This is a genomic window from Rossellomorea marisflavi (assembly GCF_022170785.1).
Lineage (GTDB): Bacteria > Bacillota > Bacilli > Bacillales > Bacillaceae_B > Rossellomorea > Rossellomorea marisflavi_B.
The window spans coordinates 2,289,116-2,311,215 of sequence record NZ_CP081870.1 but is presented as its reverse complement, the minus strand read 5'-3'; the positions used below and the strand labels follow the sequence as shown (position 1 = coordinate 2,311,215).

At 47.5% G+C, this 22,100-nt stretch carries 24 protein-coding genes, 1 riboswitch and 1 other annotated feature; of the genes, 21 read left to right on the top strand and 3 right to left on the bottom strand.

Annotation, left to right across the window (positions count from 1 at the left end; genetic code table 11):
• The first annotated feature begins 14 nt into the window (after positions 1-14).
• The 4 genes from K6T23_RS12080 (at position 15) to K6T23_RS12065 (ending at position 4,689) form a co-directional block, all read left to right on the top strand.
• Positions 15-800, top strand: a complete 786-nt coding sequence (locus K6T23_RS12080; protein WP_238281172.1) for an HAD family hydrolase — start codon at positions 15-17, stop codon at positions 798-800.
• Positions 801-825: 25 nt separating this feature from the next.
• The gene (locus tag K6T23_RS12075) at positions 826-1,263 is read left to right on the top strand and encodes an SRPBCC family protein (RefSeq protein ID WP_179125819.1); all 438 of its coding nucleotides are present in this window, start codon (positions 826-828) and stop codon (positions 1,261-1,263) included.
• An 84-nt stretch (positions 1,264-1,347) separates the two neighbouring features.
• A complete protein-coding gene (locus tag K6T23_RS12070) occupies positions 1,348-3,906 on the top strand; it encodes a helicase-related protein (protein WP_238281170.1) in 2,559 nt (852 codons plus the stop codon).
• Between the two features lie 66 nt (positions 3,907-3,972).
• Positions 3,973-4,689, top strand: coding sequence for a DsbA family oxidoreductase (locus K6T23_RS12065; protein ID WP_079516157.1), 717 nt, complete (start codon positions 3,973-3,975; stop codon positions 4,687-4,689).
• Between the two features lie 434 nt (positions 4,690-5,123).
• Here the strand turns inward: K6T23_RS12065 and K6T23_RS12060 are convergent, their stop codons facing one another.
• Positions 5,124-6,245, bottom strand: coding sequence for a CAP domain-containing protein (locus K6T23_RS12060; protein ID WP_238281168.1), 1,122 nt, complete (start codon positions 6,243-6,245; stop codon positions 5,124-5,126).
• A gap of 137 nt (positions 6,246-6,382) precedes the next feature.
• Between K6T23_RS12060 and speD the strand changes: the two genes are divergently transcribed.
• The 4 genes from speD to K6T23_RS12040 all read left to right on the top strand — a co-directional run bounded on the left by speD (position 6,383) and on the right by K6T23_RS12040 (position 9,960).
• Positions 6,383-7,198 carry an adenosylmethionine decarboxylase gene (speD, locus tag K6T23_RS12055; protein WP_053426955.1) on the top strand — a complete coding sequence of 272 codons (816 nt, stop codon included), beginning with the start codon at positions 6,383-6,385 and terminating at the stop codon, positions 7,196-7,198.
• A gap of 126 nt (positions 7,199-7,324) precedes the next feature.
• A complete protein-coding gene (locus K6T23_RS12050; protein WP_238281167.1) occupies positions 7,325-8,398 on the top strand; it encodes a PRK06851 family protein in 1,074 nt (357 codons plus the stop codon).
• 211 nt (positions 8,399-8,609) lie between these two features.
• Positions 8,610-9,377, top strand: a complete 768-nt coding sequence (locus K6T23_RS12045; protein WP_238281166.1) for an exodeoxyribonuclease III — start codon at positions 8,610-8,612, stop codon at positions 9,375-9,377.
• A 13-nt stretch (positions 9,378-9,390) separates the two neighbouring features.
• The gene (locus tag K6T23_RS12040) at positions 9,391-9,960 is read left to right on the top strand and encodes a branched-chain amino acid aminotransferase (RefSeq protein ID WP_235563549.1); all 570 of its coding nucleotides are present in this window, start codon (positions 9,391-9,393) and stop codon (positions 9,958-9,960) included.
• Between the two features lie 27 nt (positions 9,961-9,987).
• On the opposite strand, the gene K6T23_RS12035 is transcribed toward K6T23_RS12040, so the two are convergent.
• Positions 9,988-10,548 carry a hypothetical protein gene (locus K6T23_RS12035; protein WP_238281165.1) on the bottom strand — a complete coding sequence of 187 codons (561 nt, stop codon included), beginning with the start codon at positions 10,546-10,548 and terminating at the stop codon, positions 9,988-9,990.
• Positions 10,549-10,666: 118 nt separating this feature from the next.
• On the opposite strand from K6T23_RS12035, the gene K6T23_RS12030 reads away from it, so the two are divergent.
• Positions 10,667-11,584 carry a phosphatidate cytidylyltransferase gene (locus K6T23_RS12030; protein ID WP_238281164.1) on the top strand — a complete coding sequence of 306 codons (918 nt, stop codon included), beginning with the start codon at positions 10,667-10,669 and terminating at the stop codon, positions 11,582-11,584.
• 86 nt (positions 11,585-11,670) lie between these two features.
• Here K6T23_RS12030 and K6T23_RS12025 read toward each other — a convergent pair whose 3' ends face one another.
• Entirely contained in the window at positions 11,671-11,961 is a 291-nt protein-coding gene (locus K6T23_RS12025; RefSeq protein ID WP_056536294.1) for a hypothetical protein, read from the bottom strand.
• A gap of 122 nt (positions 11,962-12,083) precedes the next feature.
• Here K6T23_RS12025 and K6T23_RS12020 point away from each other — a divergent pair, with 122 nt between their 5' ends.
• The 12 genes from K6T23_RS12020 (at position 12,084) to ilvA (ending at position 22,084) form a co-directional block, all read left to right on the top strand.
• The gene (locus tag K6T23_RS12020; protein ID WP_056536297.1) at positions 12,084-12,362 is read left to right on the top strand and encodes a DUF6509 family protein; all 279 of its coding nucleotides are present in this window, start codon (positions 12,084-12,086) and stop codon (positions 12,360-12,362) included.
• A gap of 204 nt (positions 12,363-12,566) precedes the next feature.
• Positions 12,567-12,767 carry a hypothetical protein gene (locus K6T23_RS12015; RefSeq protein WP_373921185.1) on the top strand — a complete coding sequence of 67 codons (201 nt, stop codon included), beginning with the start codon at positions 12,567-12,569 and terminating at the stop codon, positions 12,765-12,767.
• Between the two features lie 31 nt (positions 12,768-12,798).
• Entirely contained in the window at positions 12,799-13,935 is a 1,137-nt protein-coding gene (locus tag K6T23_RS12010; protein ID WP_420493469.1) for a sensor histidine kinase, read from the top strand.
• The gene (locus tag K6T23_RS12005; RefSeq protein ID WP_048003728.1) at positions 13,932-14,531 is read left to right on the top strand and encodes a response regulator transcription factor; all 600 of its coding nucleotides are present in this window, start codon (positions 13,932-13,934) and stop codon (positions 14,529-14,531) included. Before K6T23_RS12010 ends, K6T23_RS12005 begins: the two co-directional genes overlap by 4 nt.
• A gap of 451 nt (positions 14,532-14,982) precedes the next feature.
• Positions 14,983-15,091: riboswitch (TPP riboswitch) on the top strand.
• Positions 15,092-15,191: 100 nt separating this feature from the next.
• Positions 15,192-15,893 carry a thiaminase II gene (tenA, locus tag K6T23_RS12000; RefSeq protein WP_238281163.1) on the top strand — a complete coding sequence of 234 codons (702 nt, stop codon included), beginning with the start codon at positions 15,192-15,194 and terminating at the stop codon, positions 15,891-15,893.
• Positions 15,893-16,510, top strand: a complete 618-nt coding sequence (locus K6T23_RS11995; protein WP_337946907.1) for a thiamine phosphate synthase — start codon at positions 15,893-15,895, stop codon at positions 16,508-16,510. Before tenA ends, K6T23_RS11995 begins: the two co-directional genes overlap by 1 nt.
• Positions 16,507-17,646: a glycine oxidase ThiO gene (thiO, locus tag K6T23_RS11990; protein ID WP_238281161.1), complete on the top strand. Its 1,140-nt coding sequence runs from the start codon at positions 16,507-16,509 to the stop codon at positions 17,644-17,646. The genes K6T23_RS11995 and thiO overlap by 4 nt, the downstream gene beginning before the upstream one ends.
• Entirely contained in the window at positions 17,630-17,788 is a 159-nt protein-coding gene (gene thiS / locus K6T23_RS11985) for a sulfur carrier protein ThiS (protein WP_238281160.1), read from the top strand. Before thiO ends, thiS begins: the two co-directional genes overlap by 17 nt.
• A gap of 1 nt (position 17,789) precedes the next feature.
• Positions 17,790-18,554 carry a thiazole synthase gene (locus K6T23_RS11980; protein WP_238281159.1) on the top strand — a complete coding sequence of 255 codons (765 nt, stop codon included), beginning with the start codon at positions 17,790-17,792 and terminating at the stop codon, positions 18,552-18,554.
• Positions 18,551-19,615: a ThiF family adenylyltransferase gene (locus K6T23_RS11975; RefSeq protein ID WP_238281158.1), complete on the top strand. Its 1,065-nt coding sequence runs from the start codon at positions 18,551-18,553 to the stop codon at positions 19,613-19,615. Before K6T23_RS11980 ends, K6T23_RS11975 begins: the two co-directional genes overlap by 4 nt.
• Positions 19,581-20,393: a bifunctional hydroxymethylpyrimidine kinase/phosphomethylpyrimidine kinase gene (gene thiD, locus K6T23_RS11970; protein ID WP_238281157.1), complete on the top strand. Its 813-nt coding sequence runs from the start codon at positions 19,581-19,583 to the stop codon at positions 20,391-20,393. The genes K6T23_RS11975 and thiD overlap by 35 nt, the downstream gene beginning before the upstream one ends.
• A gap of 152 nt (positions 20,394-20,545) precedes the next feature.
• Positions 20,546-20,767: a binding site (T-box leader), on the top strand.
• A gap of 48 nt (positions 20,768-20,815) precedes the next feature.
• Positions 20,816-22,084 carry a threonine ammonia-lyase IlvA gene (gene ilvA / locus K6T23_RS11965; RefSeq protein ID WP_056536315.1) on the top strand — a complete coding sequence of 423 codons (1,269 nt, stop codon included), beginning with the start codon at positions 20,816-20,818 and terminating at the stop codon, positions 22,082-22,084.
• The last annotated feature ends 16 nt before the right edge of the window (positions 22,085-22,100 follow it).

The following is a 22,100-nucleotide window of genomic DNA, read 5'->3' as shown; positions in this document are numbered from 1 at the left end:
AGAAGGGATGAGTTTTGTTAAAAGCAATTTTTTTCGATTTGGATGACACGTTATTATGGGATGCCAAAAGCATTTCCGAAGCATTCAGTGCTACATGCCGGTATGCAGCCACTCAGGTGAAAGTGGATGCTGATGAGCTGGAATCTTCTGTGAGGGATTCTGCTAGGGAGCTTTATGCCTCGTATGATACATATGAATTCACACAAATGATCGGGATCAACCCATTCGAAGGTCTTTGGGGGGATTTTTTCGACAATCATGACGAGAATTTCACCAAGCTTAGCCGGATTGCACCGGGCTATCGTGAAGAAGCTTGGAAAAACGGACTAGAACGTGAAGGTGTAAGGGTGGAGGGTCTAGGAGAAGAACTTGCCGAACGTTTTAGGGAAGAACGCAAGAAGCATCCTTTTGTATACGATGAAACATTTGATGTACTCGAGAAGGTGAAAGGTTCGTATGAACTGATCCTTTTGACAAACGGATCACCCCATCTGCAGCAGACCAAGCTTGAGCTGACGCCTGAATTGGTCCCATACTTCAAGGAAATCATCGTTTCGGGGGCAGTAGGGAAAGGAAAGCCGGAGCCTGAGATGTTTGAGCTTGCCCTCGAGAAAGTCGGGATAGAAAAGGAAGAAGCCATCATGGTAGGCGATAATCTGAATACAGATATAAAAGGTGCCAATCAATGTGGGATCAGGACCGTTTGGATCAATCATCATCAAAAGACGCCTGAAGTGGTTACTCCTACTTATGAGATTGATCGTTTGGCCGGTCTCATTCCACTGCTCGATCGTCTTTGATTAGACACTGCAAGGAGGTAGCGTTTTGGTCAAAAGTAGCTGTTCCCTACTTGTTCATGCGCCCATCGAAGCCGTATGGGATTTCATATCCGAGTTGGAAGAATGGGCTCCCCTCGTCTCAGGGTATATAGGACACAGGCGTTTTGCACGCGATCACGTAGAATGGAAGATGAAGATCCCTTATGGCCTCATTAAAAAAACGGTCGCGGCGGAAGTCAGGGTGACGGAATGGATCCCGCCGGAGAAAATCAGCTTCACCATGGAAGATGTGAAGAAATCTTTCGGGGGATGTGGTGAATTCACGGCTAAAGCTGACGGGGACGGGACCATCATGAACGGATGGCTGTCCATGAATCCGAAAGGTTCCCGAAAGTGGGTCCCGGACAGGATATTGGAAGGAATCATGGAGGAAATGATCGTGTCGTTGTCAACTGCCATCAAAATCAGGTTGGAACAAAACTAAGCCCGCTGGATTGCGGGCTTTTTGTGTTGCATCCAACTATGATAAACTAAAGATTCTTAGAATAATAAGATTGGGGAATACAGCATGCAAAAGCTTCAGGACGTAAGGGAAGAAGCCATAAATGAAACGAAACAAAAAATAGATGAAGACATCATACGCTACATGCAGGAGAGAAAAAGCTGCCCGTCATTCGATGACTATGTAACAGACAGAAGGTCTTTCTTTCATCAGGTGTGGATCAATACGTGGTTGAATAGGGTAACCAATGACCTCATGATCAGCCACAAAAAGGCCTTTCTCCGTAGCCGGGGAATCGAACTGAACGGAATGGAGAAAAAATGGGTGAATCAACTTTTCAGGAACGAGATAAGGGAGATAGACCCATTCGATGGAGAAGCTTGGTTAAAAGAGACAGTCAAGGCAGGTCAGGAGTGGAAGGACCGTTTCAATGCAGTCAAAGATCAACAGAAGGAAGATCATGCCCGTATAAAGCGCTCCACGCTTCAAAAGGAAATCAGAAGGGATATCCTTCAGTGGGTGGAGGACCAGGTTCGGAAAAAGGAGCTTGCATGGTACGCAGAGCTTCGCTACCTCATGGCGCAGAAAGTTGTAGGTGACATCGGAAATAAGAAAAAATTCATCCTAGAGGAAGACCAGCTAAGAGAAGAGGGTGCATTCCATTCTTCACACTATCCTTTACTGGAGGATTTCATGGGAGAATTCACGGGATCCCTCAATAAAAAAAGTGAGCATTGGGACCGGGATGCCTGGGAGTATGAAACATATCTGGCGCCTTACGAGCGATTCAGTTCCTATCATGCCGATCAGCTGATTGTGAATTCACTGCTTGAAGCCCTATCGGAAGATCACCTCGAACGTTACCTGGAAGCCTTTGGTCAGCCTTTGAATATGGAAAGGCTGAGCAGGATGAATCACCCGCTTTTCTTGTCAATGATGAACACCTGGTTTAAATGGCTAGGTGAAGAAAAGGTAGCGCGCCTCCTTGAGATTGCGGAAGGACCGTGGGATCCTGAAGTCCAGCTGATTAGCTTGACAGCAGATATGGAAGAGAGAGAAAAGCGTGAACGGGAAGAAAGGGAGGAACAGGAGAGGAAACAGCGGGAAGAGGAGGCCATGATGGAGTCCATTTTTGGACGGGAGTACAGTGCCCCTGGTAAGAGCAATATCCGATATATCCTGCATCTCGGTGAAACGAATACAGGCAAAACCCATACCGCACTGGAAAGTATGAAAAAAGCCCGGAGCGGTATGTATCTTGCACCTTTGCGTCTTCTTGCCCTGGAGGTTTACGATAAACTAAATCGTGAGGGAATCCCATGTAATCTGAAAACCGGTGAAGAAGAGAAAGTGACTGTTGGTGCCCTTCATAGTGCCAGTACCGTGGAAATGTTCCATGAGAAGGATTTCTATGATGTGGTTGTGATCGATGAAGCCCAGATGATTTCCGACCAGGACAGGGGCTACGCATGGTATCGGGCCATTACCAAATCCAGGGCGAAGGAAGTCCATATCATTGGCAGCACCAATGTGGAAGAGTTGCTGTTCCGTTTGCTCAGTGAGGAGGATGTCACGGTCCACCATTATAAACGCGAGATCCCCCTGCAGGTGGAACCAAAGGAATTCAAGCTTCGAAGCGCGAAGAACGGAGATGCGATCGTCTGTTTTTCAAGGAAAAAGGTTCTGGAGACAGCCTCAAGGCTTCAGTCCGGCGGACATAAGGTGAGTATGATCTATGGAAGCATGCCGCCTGAAACCCGCAAAAAGCAAATGATGCAATTCATAGAAGGGAAGACGAATCTGATTGTCTCAACGGATGCCATCGGAATGGGTCTCAATCTCCCCATCCGGAGGATCGTGTTCCTTGAAACGGAGAAATTCGATGGGACCAGGAGAAGACGGCTGTCTTCACAGGAAGTCAAACAGATCGCCGGTCGTGCAGGACGGAAGGGGCTTTATGAGATAGGGAAGGTTTCATTCAGCAGGCACGTCAAAGCGATGGAAAAACTCCTTCATCAGGAAGACCGCCCCCTCAATCGTTTTGCCGTTGCACCCACCTCTTCGGTCTTTGAACGGTTCCAGCGCTACAGTAATCACTTGGGGACCTTTTTTGAGCTTTGGGATCGATTCAAGTCTCCTGAAGGAACCGAGAAGGCTTCGTTGATTGAGGAAAAAGAGCTGTATGAGCGGATCGAGGGATCAGACATTGAAGCAAGGCTTTCCCTGGACGACCTATACGGTTTCCTTCACCTTCCTTTCAGCAAAAAGGAGGATCGCCTGATCACACAGTGGCTCCAATGCATGCATGCCATCATCGATGGTGAGGAGCTCCCGGAACCGGTCATCAGGACACGAAATTTGGAACAACAGGAACTATCCTATAAATCAGTGGGCTTACACCTCCTCTTTCTCTATCGTCTAGGCCGCCAGACAGAAGCGGCCTATTGGGAGCGGGTCAGGGAAGAGATAGCAGATGGCGTGCATGATTCCCTTTCAGACGAGGTTCAATCCTACAGCCGCACGTGCAGGAGCTGCGGGAAGAAGCTGCCGCCTGAATTCGGCTTTTCCATCTGTGACCGCTGTCATGGCAATAGGTCGAAACGAAAAAGAAGAAGGCTGAGCTGATGATGGGTATTATGACTCAAAATATGGTACGATGCCCCTAGATTAAACAGTAAAGAGGTGCAAGGGATGAAAATAGAAGTATGGTCTGATTATGTTTGTCCATTTTGTTATATAGGAAAACGCCGCCTGGAGCAGGCACTTGAGCAGTTTGATCATGCAGATGAGGTGGAAGTCGAATTCAAGAGCTTCGAGCTTGATCCCAACTTCCCTAAGGATACAGATAAGAACATCCATCAGCTGATTGCCTCCAAATACGGGATCACTGAAGAACAAGCAAGGAATAACTCCGTAAGCCTCACCCAACAAGCGGCTGCCGTTGGTCTTGATTTCCGCTTTGATACCAGTGTGCCGACCAATACATTCGATGCTCATCGACTCACTAAATTCGCACAAACCAAAGGAAAAGCGGCTGAGTTGACGGAGTTGCTCTTGAAAGCTCACTTTACCGATTCTAAGCATGTCGGTGACGAAGACACCCTTCTCGACCTTGGGGAGTCTGCCGGATTGGACAGGAATGAGGCAACTGAAGTCCTTAAAGGTGAAGCCTATGCGAAGGAAGTCCGAATGGATGAAGCAGAAGCACGCGAGATCGGGGTACAAGGCGTACCATTTTTTGTGATTAACAGAAAATATGCCATTTCCGGCGCGCAACCACCTGAAGTTTTCCGTGATGCGCTGGCTAAAGTTTGGGAAGAGGAATCCCGTTCCCCTTTGACTTCACTAAATACGGACCAGGGGATGACGTGCGATGAAAATGGGTGCGAGATACCTGAAGAAAAGTAAATGATATAGCAGCGTTTGGAATGTTTTTCCTCTATACCACTAAGACCGACTCATCACGAGTCGGTCTTCTTGTTTGTCATAGGGGTGAGAATAGGAAGGGGCTGGGACAAAAGTGTCTTACTCACAGTAAAACCCGGATGAACTTCCCTACTTTCAGGCAAGTTCATCCGGGTTATTAAATTGTTCTTTGACCATTTATATGTACTCGTTTCCAGCGGTTGATTGGAGTGCAAGACGAAGACTCCAGCGGGAAGAGTAGCTGATGTGAGACCCCGCAGGCATGCCGAGGAGGCTCACGGGCTACCCGCGGAAAGCGTAGTCTTGCACGGAAATCATGAGCGGTATAACGAAGCCATACTGATATTGTTCGTCGTGAAATAATCCCTTTTTAGTTTTGTCCCAACCTCCTTGCTCTCTGCTTGAACGGATGAGGATTATTCACTAAAGAAGTTCTCGGTGTAATAGGGTTGGGCCTTTTCATTGAATGAAACCCCTACGCCGAGGTACTCATAATGGGACTGAAGGATATTTTCACGGTGACCCATCGAGTTCATGAGGCCTTCGTGGGCAAAAATCGAGCTGAGCTGCCCATAGGCAAGGTTTTCTCCCGCCGTCCTGAAGGCTACCTGATCATCGGCCATTCGGTCGAAAGGCGATTCCCCGTCGAGGTTTGTGTGACTGAAGTAGTTATTTTCTGCCATATCATCGCTATGTTTCCTTGCCGTTTCCCTGACGTGGTCATCCCATGTCAGGACAGATTCACCCATCCTGACCCGGATGGCATTCGTGAGGTCGAAGAGTTGATACTCAAATCCTTCTTTCATGGATGCAGAGGCTTTAGTGTAGTAATCCTTCTTCTCGTTCTCCAACCCAGAATCGATCACCTGGATGGCTGTGACAGTATTATTCTCATGCTTATCATAAAAGATCGTCACATAGGAGTCATCGACTTCAAAAACATCATGCTCCCCGTCGGTCTGAAGTTGAAAAAGCGTCATCCCCTTACGGATATGTTCGAGGGGTTTGCCCATTTCATTACGTACATCCTCTTTGGAGGCCCCGATTTTAATGCCTGTCGTTGAAGCGATGAGATCTTGATTCGTGTACAGGCCGTTCACCTTGCCATTGTCGTCATAAGAGGCCATGAAGAAGTTTTGGTAGTGGTCATGGTAGGCGAACCATTCTACGCCATACTCATTCATGGAATGCCTCTGGGCATCACCTGCTTGCTTCTCTACTTCTTTCTTGTCAGCGCCAAGTTCGATATTGTGAACAGAGAAGGTGTCACTGCTTGGGGTGGTTAGTGCCGGCTTTTCTGCTTGTGGCTCTTTTGGCTCTCTATCTTTGCTCTCTTTTAAATCATCCAGCTTTGTAAGCAGGGATTGCATGCCTTGATCTAGGCCGTCTATCGCACCCTGTACGTCATCCCGTTCCTTGAATTTCTGGAATTTGTCCATGATGGAGCCGAGACTCGATGCCTCAACCTGTTCGATCCATAGTGGCTTGGTAATATATGCAGCTGCTATAAGTACGATAAGCAGTAGTAGTTTTTTCACGATATACAACTCCATTCCTACTTCCATTCTAACCAATCCAAGCTCAAAGTAAAAAGAAAAAGCTATTACCAGTTTGTTTTACCTTGGGGGTGTTCGGGTAACATACACACATACGTGTAATGAGGGGGAAGTGTTTCATGAATTTATCTCATCAAGAGCGCATTCAGCTCCATGAATTCAATAATCTGACAAAGTCCTTAAGCTTCAATATGTACGATGTATGCTATACGAAAACGCGAGAAGAGCGGGAGGCGTACATCGAATATATTGATGAACAATACAATGCGGAACGTCTAACGGGCATATTGACACATGTGTCTGACATCATCGGGGCTCACGTTTTGAATGTGTCCAAGCAGGATTATGTCCCCCAGGGAGCAAGTGTCACCATCTTGGTATCGGAAGGTCCGATCGTTGAAGTCCCCACTGAACACTTCGATGAATCTCCAGGCCCACTTCCGGCAAGCGCCGCCATGCACCTGGATAAGAGCCATATTACCGTCCACACATACCCGGAATACCACCCCCATGAAGGGATCAGTACATTTCGGGCGGATATCGATGTATCCACCTGCGGTGAAATATCTCCACTGAAGGCATTGAATTATCTCATCCATTCCTTTGATACAGACATCATGACGATGGATTATCGAGTACGGGGGTTCACCCGGGATATCAATGGCCGCAAGCTATTTATAGATCATGATATTCAATCCATCCAGAATTATATACCTGAAGCAATCAAAGAGGAATACGACATGATTGATGTAAATGTATATCCGCAGAACATCTTCCATACAAAGTGCAAACTGAAGGAATTCGATCTGAACAACTATCTGTTCGGGTATACGGAAGACCGCCTCGATGAAGGAGAGGCGAAGGAAATCACAAGCAAGCTGAAAAAAGAGATGGATGAAATTTTTTACGGTAAGAACATGGATAAAAGGGAATAGGGAAGGCGCCCGGGTCAGAGGGCGTCTTTTTTTTGTCAGATTCACGGGGGCAGGCTGTAAGACATATGGTTTACTATGGGCGAACCGCCTCCCTGCTTAAGGGAAGAGTGAAGAGAGGATGATTCCATGACGATTAAACATTATTTTGCATGCGGGAATACTGCAAAAGGATTGATCAGTTTATCGGATTCCGCTTTTGAAGAATTGGAAAAAGTGTATATACTCGACGGTGGGCCAGGGGCAGGGAAATCGACCCTTTTGAAGGAGCTCGGTAAACGGTTTGAGAAATCGGGATATGACTTGGATTACATTCATAGTGCTTTGCAACCTGATGCCTTGGATGCCATCCTGCTTCCGGAGAAGGGGATTGGTGTAATCGATGGCAGTGAAATGTTCAATGTAGCCCAGGCGGTCGTGGAAAGAATTGATCTTACAAAGGCATTGGATATGGAGAGGCTAGCAGATCATACGGAAGCCGTGTTATCTTTTCACAATCAGTTCATCGGTAAACGACAGGAAGCCTATGATACGTTTGCAGCGTCCTTGAGAGAACATGATGACATCGAAAAAGTGTACATTTCCAATATGGATTTTGAAGAAGCCAATACCCTGACGGAGGAATTGATTGCCAGCTTCTTTGCAGGAGAGGAACAGGGAACAGAAGGGAGAATCACGCGTCGATTCCTTGGTGCGGCAACCCCGATCGGCGCAGTCGACTACATCCAAAACCTCACCGATGGTCTTACGGACAGGTTTTTCATCAAGGGAAGGGCAGGATCCGGTAAGTCAACGATGCTGAAAAAAATTGCAGCAAGCGGGAGGGATAAAGGGTTCAGTGTGGAGGTTTACCACTGCGGTTTTGATCCCAATAGCCTGGATATGGTCATCCTAAGGGAACAGGGCATCGCCATTTTTGACAGTACGGCTCCCCACGAGTATTTCCCTTCACGGAAAGGGGATCACATCGTTGATATGTATGATCGATGTATCACGGAAGGAACCGATGAAACATTCAGTCGTGAGATTGAAGAGGCGACGAAGGGCTACAAAGATAAAATGAAGGAAGCGATCCAGACGCTGAGTGAAGCAAAGGATTTTCATGACAAGATGAAAGGGATCTATGTCAGTCTGATGGATTTCGATAAGGTGGAGCGGATATCGGAAAATCTCTACAACCGGATAGAATCAGAAATCCAATGATGAGGAATGAAGGTGCGGGCATGATCCCCGCGCCTTATTTTTGTAGGAAAATAATCAACGCGAGCTAATGTTATTCAAATATAATAATGGCAATATCATATATTATCTTAGTATAATTTCGTTCGTCTGAATGAAATATGGTAGAATAATAGCAGGGATTCCGACCAGAGATCAACGATCGGAAACATGAAATCAGAGGTGCAAATGAGAGATGGTCAAACTAATTTCTTGGAATGTGAACGGAATCAGGGCCTGTGTCAAAAAGGGCTTTCTTGATTTCTTCAAACATAGTGATGCGGATATCTTCTGCATTCAGGAATCAAAGCTCCAGGCGGGTCAAATCGAATTGGATCTGCCAGGATATCATCAGTATTGGAACTATGCCCAAAGAAAAGGATACTCTGGGACAGCCGTCTTCACAAAAACGGAACCACTCCATGTGAGTTACGGATTTGTTGAGGGAGAGGTTGAAGAAGAAGGGCGATTGATTACATGTGAATTCGAATCCTTCTATCTTGTGACCATGTACACCCCGAATTCAAAGCGGGATTTATCCCGAATAGTCGACCGCCTTCGTTGGGAAGATAAGGTAAGGGGATATATAAAGAAGTTGGACGAGCATAAACCTGTCGTCCTATGTGGGGATTTGAATGTCGCCCATCAACCCATCGATTTGAAGAATGACCGTTCAAACCGTGGGAATTCTGGGTTTACGGATGAGGAAAGGGAGAAAATGACGCAGCTCTTGGATGCCGGATTCATCGACACGTTCAGATATCTTCATCCGGATCGTGATGATGCGTACACCTGGTGGTCTTACATGAACAAGGTGAGAGAGCGGAATATCGGATGGCGCATCGACTATGTCATTGCTTCGCGTTCCCTGGCGACTTCACTTGCTTCAGCCGGGATGGAACCAGCGGTGCTCGGCAGCGATCATTGTCCCGTATACGCTGAATTCAAAGAACTATCCGAATAAGGAGGAACTACATATGAAAAAGAAAATGACTGAGTGGGCAGACAGAGTCGAGGGGACCATTGAAGCCCTGCCTGAAGAAATGGAGTATCTCCTTCAAAATGACTTGAAGTCCCCGGAAGGACTCACCATCATCGATTTTAAGACCGCCCTTTCACAAGCGGTTGTGGAGCGATGCGATAAGGAAACGGAAGAATTGATTGCTGATGGTCATGCGATACTGGACGAACCTGTCCGGTACCTGAAGGAAAACCCGGAACACTTCGTCTATCTGGAAGCGGAGTGCTTTGACCGTGTGGGAGTTGACGGAGTCTCCCTTGAGATGAATGACGTCTTCCAAACCTACGGCGCTCTCCTTGGACTGAAACTCCAAAAGAAATTTGGTCCTGAAATCAAGCAGATCCTGGCTGAGACCCTGACGAATGGAGAGGACTCCTACGAACTTTTATTCAACGGGGAGGATGGTCTGTGGGACCTCAATCTGACATTGAATGATATGAGGGGGTTCAGTGAAGAAGCTACCCTTCTGGAAGCGTATGAGATGGTTTATCAATTTATTTTCTTCCTTCGCTTTACAATCGAATGATAACCAAAAGGAACCTCCCGGATTTGTTCATTCCGGGAGGTTCCTTTGCTTTTTAACGGGTTCATAATCTGACAGTGTCCCTTCGTAAATCAGCTCAAACGATGGGGATCTTCTGAAATCCTCGGGGGTAACCAGGGCGGGTAGCTTATCCCAGAGCTTGACGCCCGACCGGCTTAATACTTCCGCGACGAATTGGGAGCAAAAGTAGGAGTTGCTGAATTCCACCGGCTCATTCATCGTCACGCCGACGATCCCGAAAAGATTATAGAGATACTTATTGCTGCTGCGTTTGAATACATTCAGAACCCGGAGCATTTTTTGCGTATCCCTCTGAGACACCTTCAGCCTGTATATCACACAGGTCGTCTTCGGATATTTGCTGTATGTACCACTGTGGACATCTTCCTTTACAAATCCACCAGACAAAGGATTGGATGGATGCTTCCTCCCGAAGCTGTACATGTCCGTGAGTTCCCGATCAAATGAAATGGACGCGTGATTGTAGGGGGCTTTCGTATAGCTCTTAATCGATTTAGTGAACAGGGTGCCCGTATCCGTCAATAAAATATAAATAAAGTGGTCTTCCAACCGCGCACCTCCTAAAAAAATGTAGATGTTCCACCTTCTTCATTATACAATAACCTGAGGGGTTAATATGACCAATGACCCATCCTTTTAAAGGATTTTAACAATAGGGGGGACATCTTTGACCACTAGCGCTTATTGGACGTTATTCATCATTTTCCTGACGCTTTCAGCCGGTCATCTGGCATTCCTTTCAGTAAGGAAGTTCCAAGGGGACAAGGATTTCTCCCGTGTTTCCCTGCGGATCAAAACATGGTGGGGGATGTTTGTCGTTTTTACGGTTGCCACCCTTTTCAACCCTCTTGTATCCATGCTCTCATTAATGCTCCTTTGCTTCTTCTCTCTGAAAGAGTATTTTTCCATGATGAAGACAAGGAAGGCCGACCGGCGTATTTTCTTGTGGGCATACATATCGATCCCGCTCCAATTTTATTGGATCTACCTTGGCTGGTATGGAATGTTCATCGTCTTTATCCCTGTGTACGTTTTTTTACTTCTGCCGCTACCGAGGATCCTGGGGAAAGGCACCGTAGGGTTCTTAAGGTCGGTCAGTTCTACTCAATGGGGCCTGATGCTTATGGTGTTCGGCCTTAGCCATCTGGCCTATTTCCAAGTTGCGAGTCCCGAATACGGAGCCAATCTTGTCCTTTACCTTGTCATCCTTACGCAGGTGAGTGACATCGTTCAACATCTCGTTTCCATCTATGCCGGCCGCTTAAAGGTGGTTCCTACAGCGAATCCTGCCATCACATGGGAAGGATATATGGTGGCTTTACTGGTTACAACGGGCTTATCCTTTAGCCTCTACCCATATCTGACGCCACTGAATGAAACATTCGGCCTCTTGTCAGGCGTCATCATTGCGACAGGTGCCTTTATCGGAAGTCTTACGGTATCTGTATTGAAACGCGATCTTCTGATCGGAGACCGGCCGAAGTTCACTTCCCTGAAGGAAAGCTACTTGAACCGGGTGGACAGTCTGGCTTATACAGCACCCATTTTCTTTCACATCATCCGCTATTATTTTGATTTTATGTAAAAAAGAAGCTTGGAAGAGAATCCAGGCTTCTAGATTAAGAATGTTAACGATGGATGTGTATAACGGATTTAGTTGGCGATTTTCCTTCAGTTCTTTTGCATGTCCTGAATGGCGATGGCCAAATCTTCGTTTCCGAACAACTGGAGGACGCCCAGAAGGGTACTGTAGGGAATATCTGAGGATTCCTCTTTCGGGACCGTCAGCTCCATCATTTGTTTCAGGACAGGATTATCTCTCTGCTCCGGATACGCTTTGAGGTAAACGGCAACGGGATCAAGATCCTGATTCACGCACCATTGGGCAAATACCATCATCATCATATTTTCATCTTTTTGATAGTTTTCAATGATTTTCTTTTCCATTTCATTTCGTTCCATGAGATCACTCCTTAAAGCACCATTATAACCGAGAAAACATGGGGTTGAGAAGAGAATGGTGTGAAAGGGAGGGATTACGTGTATAATAGGGGTTTAGGAAAAGGTATGAAAGGAAGTTATGCATGGAGATTATTCAAATGAACGCAGAAGAGTTGAAAGACCCGACCGGAATCCTTCCGGGACAGCGGTATGAAGTCATGATTGAAATCGAAGTTCCGGAAGATGATGAATTATATACACCATCCGGAATGTATATAAAAGGCATTTACGTCAGGGAGGAAGCATCCTCCAAACTCGCTCAGTATTCTATCATCGAACGGGGTTCCGAAACCTACTTGGATTTTGCCCTTGAGGAAGAAGAAGAGCAGGCATTGGTTGCTTATTGTGACGAAAATATCTGATGTGAAAACACCCTTTACGGCCCTGGCTGCGGTAAAAGGGTGTTCTTTTTTTATGATAAGAAGGGGGTGTGGATGGAGAGGATTTCCTCCTGGGATTTCTTTTAAACGTTGTAATTTTTGGTCGATTTTTCCTGATATCATGTGCTATGATAAAGATATCTAAGTGCTAGCAGTTGCTATACTTCTGATGAAAGGTGGAGATAAATGTTGTCAAATCAAGGGAAGATGCAGCTTAATGTAAGGATTGACCCGGAAACGTCGGAGAAATTGGATGAGATTGTCGAATACTATCAAGAGAACACAAAAATCGGCCGTGTTTATAAAGGTGACGTGTTAAGCGATATCATACATAAATCGTATGACGTGATGCAAAAACAAAAAGCCATTCAAAAAAGGAAATATTAAGGGCTTTATGTCTGAAAGGAAAAGAGGAATCATGATGAACATTTCCACAGGGAAGCTCAAAGGTTCAGGCACGTCACCTTATGTGTGGGCCATTGCGTCGATTCTGCCGTTTTACTTCATTTTTCAATCTTCCTCCACCATGGAAATCATCACCGGTATCATCCTGACGATCATGTTTTTCATATCGTTGCGGTTTGCCTTCCTGTCGAGCAGGTGGCCGGTGTATTTGTGGACAGGGATCCTGATCGCCATTTCCATCACGATGACCGTGCAATTCAATTTTATCTATTTTGCCTTTTATATCGCCTATTACAATGGGAATATACGGAACCGGGCGGCGTTCCTGACGCTATATGTGGTGCATTTGGTCCTCACAACGGCATCGATCAATTATAAATTCGTCCTCCAGCATGAGGTTTTCCTCTCTCAGTTTCCTTTTATCCTGATCATTTGGATCAGTGTGATTCTGCTTCCTTTCAATATTTTCAATCGAAACAAACAAGGGCAGTTAGAAGAGCAACTCGAGGACGCCAATAAACGGATCTCGGAATTGGTGAAGCAGGAAGAACGGCAGCGGATCGCAAGGGATCTCCACGACACCCTGGGTCAGAAATTATCATTGATCGGATTGAAAAGTGATCTTGCCAGAAAGCTGGTTGAAAAGAATCCGGAGCAGGCGAAGAGCGAGCTCATGGATGTCCAGCAGACGGCACGGACGGCGTTGAGCGAAGTCCGGACACTCGTATCACAGATGAGGGGTATCCGGCTCGAGGATGAATTCATCCGGATCCGTCAGCTCTTGTCAGCTGCCGACATCCGGTTCATCCCTGAATACGAGGAACCGCTCCCCAATATATCGCTGTTCCTTGAGAATATCCTCAGTATGTGCCTGAAGGAAGCCGTTACAAATATCGTTAAGCATAGCGGCGCCACAGAGTGTACACTCAGGGTGGTGGAAAGCCATGATAGCCTTAGATTCGTTCTTTCTGATAACGGTAAAGGCATCCCTAAGGATTACCGCAAATCAAAAGGGAGCGGATTGATTGGAATCCGTGAGCGGCTCGACTTCGTGAACGGAGAGCTTGGAATCGAAGGAGAAGATGGCACCACTCTGACAATGATCGTGCCTAAAGTAATAAAAGATACAAACAGGGAGGGTTACAATTGATTTCAATCGTGATTGCAGAAGATCAGAGGATGATGCTGGGGGCCCTTGGTTCCCTCTTGAACCTCGAGGATGATATGGAAGTCGTAGGGATGGCAGGAGACGGGGAAGAAGCGCTCTCGCTCGTTCGGGAACTACGTCCTGATATATGCATGATGGATATCGAAATGCCCAAGATGACCGGCCTGGAAGCAGCAGAAAGACTGAAAGACACGGACTGCAGGGTCATCATCTTGACCACCTTTGCACGATCAGGGTATTTTCAACGCGCCCTGAAGGCAGGGGTGAAGGGATATCTTCTGAAAGATAGTCCCAGTGAAGAACTGGCTCAATCCATACGTCTCGTCATGGACGGTAAGAGGATGTTTGCACCAGAACTCATGGATGATGTCTATGGGGAAGAAAATCCATTGACCGATCGTGAGAAAGAGGTCCTATGGCTCGTCGCAGATGGGAAAAACACGCAGGAAATCGCCGATGAACTCAGTTTGAAGGCAGGGACCGTCCGCAATTATATCTCAACCATCCTTGAAAAACTAGGCGTGAAAAATAGGATCGAAGCCATTACCCAATCGAAGGAGAAAGGCTGGTTCAAGTGAGTTGTTTTTTTGCACTGAACAAAAATGATGATCCCCGACCTGAAACCACCCTTCACCATGGGTAGAACCGAAGGAACGGGTAGACAACTTGACCTGCTTACAACAATGATCAGAAAATCAAACGTATATAAAGTCCTTCTTTTCTTTCTACGGTAACTTCCACTTTTCACTACAGAGTGTTAGAAGCGGAAGCCAACTGACTCCAACGTGCCAAGCGGGCAGGGTGAAACCCTGCAAGAATGAGGAGGCTCACCGCACATCCCGTGGAAAGCGGTTGGCCGCAGCGAAGAGTACGGACTCCTACTTATCACATGCCAATCCAAAAACTAATAGAAATTATATAACGCCACACCTTTGAACGATTTTATAGGATAAAAGCAGTTTCTTCCTTGGATGGACTTGACAATCCATCTCTTCATGATAAGATAGCATCGAACTCAACTTACATATGACGATCCACTAGGGGGGCCCTTAATAGCGGCTGAGATTGAAGTGAAACTTCAAGACCCTTTGAACCTGATCTGGTTGATACCAGCGTAGGGAAGTGGCGCTTTGAGGGTATTTCCATCCGTTTTATATTCTCAAAAAGCCATTTTCCACCAACTATGTGGAAAATGGCTTTTTTTCGTTTCAGTGGATCGTCAGGAGGAGGAAAAAGAAATGAAGTTTTCAGAAGAATTACGGCTGGCTGCAGATGATTGCTGGGAAGCGAGTTTTCAACACCCTTTCGTACAGGGGATCGGAGATGGTTCCCTGCCGCTTGAGAATTTTAAATTTTATGTTTTGCAAGATTCCTATTACCTGACCCATTTTTCAAAAATGCAGGCACTGGGAGCTTCAAAAGCGGCCGATCTTCAAACTTCTGCCCGGTTGGCTGCACATGCACAGGCAACATTCGAAGCAGAGCTTTCTCTCCATGAAGGGTTTTCTAACAAACTCGGAATCACAGAAGAAGAAAAAGAGCGGTTCGTCCCATCTCCGACTGCGTACGCTTACGCTTCACACATGTATCGGTCTGCTCAGGTCGGTGACTTGGCTGATATCTTGGCTGCCTTGCTTCCTTGTTACTGGCTTTACTACGAGGTGGGAGAAAAGTTGAAAGGAAGCTCTCCGGAAGAGCCTATCTACCAGGAGTGGATCGCCACCTACGGAGGGGAATGGTTCAGGGAGCTGGTCGAGGAACAGATCCAACGGCTCGATGAACTGGCAGAGCGCGCAAGTTATGATCAGCGTGCTCGTATGAAGGAACTGTTCATCATGAGCAGCATCTATGAACTGCAGTTTTGGGAGATGGCTTTCACCCTTGAGCGGTGGCCCTTCCAGGAATTACTGACGACCGTCCGATCCGGAGCTGGAGCTTGATGGTGAGACCCCATCCGGAGTTTCACATCATCACTTCGGGAAAGCAGGTTCCGCGAGAGGTCATCCATATTTGTACTCGTGTGCATCACCTGGTGGATGCCATTCACCTGAGGGAAATCAATTGGTCATCACGCTGTTTATATGACACCATTATCGCCCTGCTTTCAACCGGGGTGCCTGCGGGGAAGCTCGTGGTCAATGATCGTGTAGACATAGCATTGTTGACGGGGGTTGAAAGAATTCAGCTGGGATCCCGGAGCGTCAAGCCATCCCAAATCAAAAAGGCATTCCCGACTATTAAAATCGGAGTCTCCGTTCATACCCCGGTCGAAGTAGAAGCGGCAAGGAAAGCAGGGGCAGACTCCGTCATCCTGGGGAATGTATACCGTACTGATTCTAAACCTGGAAAAGCCGGTATCGGTGTGGGTGCGATCAGCACAGTAAAGGATAGATTGCCCGTGGTTGGAATAGGTGGAATTACGCCGAACAACGCGGCTGAAGTGATCCGTGCAGGGGCAATGGGCATCGCCGTGTTGTCTGGTGTCTTTCTCAGCCGGGATCCGCTGAGAGCGGCCGAGGAATATCGATTATCTATAAAGGGAGCTGAAGTACTATGAAGCGTATCATTATTGTCGGTGGGGGTGTGATTGGTCTATCCATCGCCTTCGAGCTTGTGAAGAAGGGATGCAGCGTCACCCTTTTGGAAAAAGATACGCTTGCATGTAAAGCCACAGGTGCAGCAGCGGGAATGCTGGGGGTTCATACTGAAACAAGGGGAAACCCATCCATGACATCCCTTGCCAAAGAAAGTCGGAATCTCTTCCCTGACCTTGCTGATGAACTTCTGGACTGTTCAGGGGTCGATATCGGTTTAAAACAAAATGGAATGATCATCCCGGCTACGACCAACAGGGAACAGCACCTCCTCCGAGGGGAAGCGAATAGTCCTGAAGGAGTAATGGAGCACTTACGATGGCTGGAAGAAAGAGAGTTAAGGGAAATGGAACCATCCTTGTCCCATTCGTTCATTGGTGGTCTCTTTATTCCCCGTGACGGGAACGTTCTCGCACCGCGACTGTCCGAGGCCCTGTCTATATCGGCTGCAAGCAAGGGGGCGGTACTCCATGAAGGCACCGAAGTAGAATCCCTGATCATGGAAGGTGGAACAATCCTCGGGGTCAACACTTCGAGGGGTCGTCTTTACGGTGATGAGGTGGTGGTAGCGGGAGGGGCATGGAGCCAGCACATCCTGCGACGGTTAGAAATCGTCCTGGACGTGGTCCCGGTGAAAGGGGAATGCATTTCCTTGGTTCCTAAGGAAGGATGTCTGAACAGGACGATTGTGACAGATGACCTGTATTTGGTACCGAAAGCAGATGGCACTTTGACGATCGGGGCCACCGAACAAGAGGGATCATTCAATGAGGATGTATCTGCTGAAAGTGTTTCGAGTTTACTTGCCAAGGCATGCACCATAGCACCGGATCTTGCTGACGCAGTATGGAGAAAAGCCTGGGCAGGCACCAGGCCGAAAACATCTTCCCGGCTTCCATACATCGGTAGGGTTCCGGATGTGGAAGGACTGTCATTGGCGACAGGTCACTACCGGAATGGGATCCTTCTAGCCCCGATTACTGGCGTGCTGATGGCAGATTTACTGATTGATAAGGACTTTGAAAGGGGCTTGGGTCATGAATATACTTGTCAATGGAATAGAGACCATGATTCCGCATCATGTGAATTCGGTCGATGACCTTCTTATCCATCTTACGATCGGTGATCGTAGGGTGATTGTGGAGTGGAACAAACAGATACTGAAGAAGGATGAGCATGAGGATATTAAATTGAACGCTGGCGATCGGGTAGAGATCGTCCATTTTGTAGGAGGCGGATGACATGTTGAAGATAGGGATGTATGAATTTCAATCAAGATTGCTCCTCGGAACGGGGAAATATCCGGACCAAGAGATTCAGCGACAGGCGGTGGAAGCGTCCGGTGCAGAGATCCTCACTTTTTCAGTCCGGCGCTTGAACGTATTTGATCCCCCTGGAGAAAATGCCTTGGAAGAATCAGATCTCGGGCGTTTTACTTTACTGCCCAATACTGCCGGAGCGAAGGATGCCGCGGAAGCCGTCCGCCATGCGCAGCTTGCCAAGGCATCCGGTTTGTGTGACATGGTCAAAGTGGAAGTGATCGGATGTGAAAAGACCCTGCTACCGGATCCGTTGGAAACCTTGAAGGCATCTGAAGAACTGCTGAATCAGGGGTTCACGGTACTTGCCTATACGTCGGATGACGTCGTCCTTGCCAGAAGACTAGAGGAGCTTGGTGTGCATGCCATCATGCCTGGTGCTTCTCCGATCGGATCTGGTCAGGGGATTATCAATCCGCTGAATCTTTCCTTCATCATCGAACAGGCTCATGTACCCGTCATTGTCGATGCAGGTATCGGCTCACCTGCAGATGCAGCCAAAGCGATGGAGCTTGGAGCAGACGCCGTTTTATTGAACACGGCCGTTGCTCAAGCAGGTGACCCTGTGAAAATGGCAGAGGCAATGAAGCACGCGGTGTTATCTGGCCGACTGGGATACGAAGCGGGCCGTATACCAGAAAGGATCTACGCTACCGCAAGCAGCCCCTCGGAGGGACTGATGAAGTGAAGAGAGAAAGGTATTCCAGACAGATTTTATTCTCTCCCATCGGGGAACGGGGGCAGGATGCCCTGGGGGAGAAGCACGTCATCATTATCGGTGCCGGTGCGCTGGGATCTTCTGTCGCCGACATGTTGGCAAGGTCGGGTGTAGGGAAGCTCACCATCATCGACCGTGATTATGTGGAATGGAGCAATCTTCAGCGGCAACAGCTCTATACGGAGCATGATGCAGAGAATTCACTTCCAAAGGCGGCGGCAGCCGAACGCCGGTTGAAGCAAGTGAATTCACAGGTGGAAATCGAAGGGAGGGTCGGCGAAGTCACTCCCGGTATGCTTTCCTCGATGGAAGCGGATCTTTTGATTGATGCAACCGATAACTTCGAAGTGAGACTTATGGTGAATGATCACGCCCGGATGAGAGCCATTCCGTGGATTTTCGGCGCCTGCCTTGGATCCTATGGGATCACGCATACGTTTCTCCCTGACGAAAGGCCCTGCCTTCGCTGCATACAAGACGTGATCCCCATGAATGGAGATTCGTGTGAAACGCAAGGTATCATCTCTCCAGCCGTCACGATGGTGACCTCTTATCAGACAACAGAAGCGTTGAAGATCCTTACCGGCGCAAACGGCGCTTTAAGAAAGACCCTCTTGTCCTTTGATCTGTGGGAAAACAGCCGTAGTGAGATTTTGATTCAACGCTTAAGGAAAAAAGATTGCCCGACATGCGGACCCAATCCAAGCTTTCCTGCATTGAAAGGGGTAACTGGAGTGAAAGCTAGCATCCTTTGCGGGAGGGATGCCGTTCATATCAGACCGTCAAGCCCACTCAATCTTCATTTTGAATCGTTCACTGAAAGGATGAAGGGGGTACAGCTCCTCAGTGCGAATCGCTTCCTGGTGAATGTGAGCATCGAAGGGCACCGGATGGTCGTTTTTTCAGATGGACGTGCATTGATTCATGGGACTTCAGACATTTCCCAAGCAGAGGCCATCTACCGTAAATACATCGATGAACAGGAGTGTGTGCAAGATGAAGAAAGTATTGACCATAGCAGGATCAGATAGCGGTGGCGGCGCAGGGATCCAAGCGGATTTAAAGACGTTCCAGGAGCTCGGGGTGTTCGGAATGAGTGCGATCACTGCTGTTACGGCACAAAACACATTGGGCGTCCACGGGATCCATCCTGTACCACCGTGTTTTGTGGGCGAACAGATGGAGGCCATTGCAACGGATTTGTCTCCTGACGCAGTGAAGACCGGAATGCTGGTAGATGCTGAAATGATTTCCCAAGTCGCTTCATCCATCAAGACGCTGGGGTGGAGTCGCGTAGTAGTGGACCCGGTCATGGTGGCAAAAGGGGGGGCTTCTTTGCTTCAAGAAGAAGCCGTGGAGACCTTGATCAACGAATTGATCCCCTTATCTTTTGTGGTCACCCCCAATATCCCTGAAGCAGAAAAACTGACAGGAATCAAAATCATTACAGAGATTGATCGACAGAATGCGGCTAAATCCATCCACTCCATGGGGGCGGATCATGTCATCATTAAAGGAGGGCACCTTATAGACTCATCTTCGGAACAAGTGACCGACCTATTATATGACGGGGATCGGTTCCATCGTTTTACTTCCAGACGGTCCAATACACCTCATACACATGGTACAGGCTGTACGTTTTCTGCAGCGGTCACCGCACAACTTTCCAAAGATCAACCTGTCCATGAGGCCGTATCTCTGGCAAAGGAGTTCATTTCTTCTGCAATCGAACACACCCTTCAATTTGGAAATGGTCATGGCCCGACCAATCATCAAGCTTTCAGAAAATTTACGAGAACGATAGAATAATCCGTTTTGTTGTATCCTTTTTGGGGTTTTTAGATCGGACAAAGAGGTCTACTTAAATGATTGCGTTTACATTAATGGAATATTCAAAATTGACAATAAACTTATTGACGCATATTTTATTACCTGTTAATCTTATCTATAAAATTGAAGAATCATATTCAATGACGAGAACAGTAAGGTGATAGCGTGTCCCAAAGAGAGCCGGGTTGCTGGGAACCGGTGGATGCCATGATCTGAAGATCCTCTCCGAGAAACAAAGCTGAAACGATGCAGTAAGCTTTGTCGGTCTTCACCGTTAAGAAGAATGTTTCATAGAGTGCCGGACCCGTGAGGACCGGAACTAGGGTGGTAACGCGATCAGACTCGTCCCTATTCAGGGGACGGGTTTTTTGTGTTAAAAAGCAATAGAAAGGAAGAGAAGCATGGATCATACACAGGAAAAGAGCCGAACCGTATTGGTGGAGGATATCATGATTGCCAATCAGCGCATCAAAGACGTAGTGCTTCACACACCTTTGCAGTTCAATCCCCTGTTATCAGATAAGTACGGGTGTAACGTATATTTGAAGAGGGAAGATCTTCAAGTCGTACGTTCGTTTAAAATCAGGGGTGCCTATAACCGAATCAAAAAACTTACCCAAAAGGAACTTCAAAACGGGATCGCCTGCGCGAGCGCAGGAAACCATGCCCAGGGTGTCGCCCATTCCTGTCACCTGCTGCAAAGCCGCGGGAAGATCTTCATGCCGACTACGACCCCGAAGCAAAAAGTGGACCAAGTAAAGTTCTTCGGAGGGGAGTATGTGGAAGTCGTCTTGACAGGTGATACATTCGATGATGCTTATGAAAAAGCCATTCTATGCAGCGAAGAAGAAAACCGGACGTTCATTCATCCCTACGATAATGAAGATGTGATTGCCGGACAAGGAACTGTGGCAGTGGAAATCCTCAATGACTGTGAGGAACAGATCGACTATCTCTTCGTTCCCGTCGGTGGAGGTGGGTTGGCTGCGGGAATGGGGACGTTCCTGAAGAGCGTTTCGCCTGATACGAAGGTGATCGGCGCTGAACCATCGGGCGCTGCCGGAATGAATGAGTGCCTGACCCAAGGAAAGCATGTCACCCTTTCAGAGATCGATCCATTTGTGGATGGTGCAGCCGTTAAAAACGTAGGGGAGATCACCTACACAATTTGCCGGGAAGTCCTCGATGATTTGCTGGTGGTCCCTGAGGGTAAGGTATGTTCCACCCTTCTGGAACTCTATAATCGCAATGCGATCGTTGCGGAGCCTACAGGTTCCCTCTCCCTCGCAGCCCTCGATCAGTATGCCGATCAGATCAAGGGGAAAAACGTGGTATGTGTCGTGAGTGGTGGCAATAATGACATCGGACGGATGCAGGAAATCAAGGAGCGTTCAATGATCTTTGAAGGACTGCAGCATTATTTCATCGTCCATTTTCCCCAAAGGGCCGGAGCACTCAGGGAGTTCTTGGATGAGGTTCTTGGTCCACATGATGATATCAACCGCTTTGAGTACACGAAGAAGAACAATAAAGAGAGCGGACCCGCCCTTGTAGGGATCGAACTCAAGCATCGTGAGGATTATCCTGGGCTCTTGGACAGGATGAACCAAAAGGGATTTGCCTATCAATGTGTCAATCAGGATAAGACGCTGTTTCAATTATTGGTGTGATAACAGAGCCCGGAAA